2 protein-coding genes are annotated in these 1,072 nt (G+C 36.8%); both read left to right on the top strand.

From position 1 onward, the window contains the following. Window positions 1–333: hypothetical protein (locus tag QZ824_RS11685; protein ID WP_291276191.1), on the top strand; the 333-nt coding region annotated here is incomplete at its 5' end. 14 nt (window positions 334–347) lie between these two features. Further along, complete coding sequence (locus tag QZ824_RS11680) at window positions 348–977, top strand: GIY-YIG nuclease family protein (RefSeq protein WP_291276190.1); 630 nt, start codon at window positions 348–350, stop codon at window positions 975–977. Window positions 978–1,072: the final 95 nt, after the last annotated feature.

Here is a 1,072-nt window from a genome sequence, read left to right as displayed (position 1 = left end):
ATTTTATATTTATCTTGTTTCACAACAAAGCAAGGGAACAAAGATTTTTTTTCGTATCACTTGTTTGGTGATGATAATTATTCTTTGTCAATTCTTATCATGAATCTCTTATCTGAAAAAGGGTTACATCCAGACATCACATTAACTCAGCTTGAGAATAAGTTAAGAAATGGATTGCCTTCTTCTACTGATAATCCATCATTTGATAAACAAGTCAATTTGTTTCCGGCAGAACGGGGCGTTAAACTCGATATTATTATTCTTGATAAGAAAACATTCGGTGATATAAGGTTGAATGGTACATCTTTACTTGTAGCATTCCAAAAAGCTTGATTAAAGTGTGTAAAATGAAATCAGGATATATTTATATTCTTCGAAGCCCAATCTTTGGTGGATTTACTGTTAAAATCGGAAAAACAACTAACCTACCTATAGTTCGGGCGCGTGAATTGTACTCGGGCTCTACAGGTGTTCCAGTCCCTTTTTATGTGTATATCTCAATCTCAGTGGCTGATTGCACATTAGCCGAAAAAAGAGCGCATGAATTATTGGCCACCTATCGAATAAATTCACGAAGAGAGTTTTTCAAAATCCCTCCTGATGTTGCTTTTGGTTTTCTATTCGATATTTGTAAAAAAATTAACGAAGAGTTCTCATATCCAGAGCCAGAGGTCTATAAGCTTGATCCCCATCAGGACGATGGGACTTATGATGAGAAAGCTAACGACTTTTTTCAAGATAATTGTTTTGGCCAAATTTATGGCGTCGATCCAAAAAATTTTCTTTCAAGCCCTATAGGAACTTCAATTCTCACTGCCAACCAGCAAATCAGAGTGAAAGTTGTCAGCATGATTTTTGAAGCAATTTTATCTGAAGAGGATATGAGGTGGGCGGAAAGCTTTTCTCGGGACTCAAATCCTGAAAGAGAGTTGCGCATATGGGAGAATATGACTTGTACTAGTCGCGACCAAATCTGACACTTCAGCTTGAAAGAAGAGAGTTACCGGTTTTGAATATGGGTGTCGAATCCTGAAACAAAACCACAGAGGTAACTCTCATGCTACATACTAAC

The sequence above is a fragment of the Flavobacterium sp. genome (genome assembly GCF_021151785.1).
Classification (GTDB): domain Bacteria; phylum Bacteroidota; class Bacteroidia; order Flavobacteriales; family Flavobacteriaceae; genus Flavobacterium.
The sequence above is the reverse complement of the archived record's forward strand: the minus strand, read 5'-3'. Positions and strand labels throughout refer to the sequence as shown.

Coding starts and splice junctions, on each gene's coding strand:
- QZ824_RS11680 (WP_291276190.1), top strand. CDS start 348: ATGAAATCAGGATATATTTATATTCTTCGAAGCCCAATCTTTGGTGGA.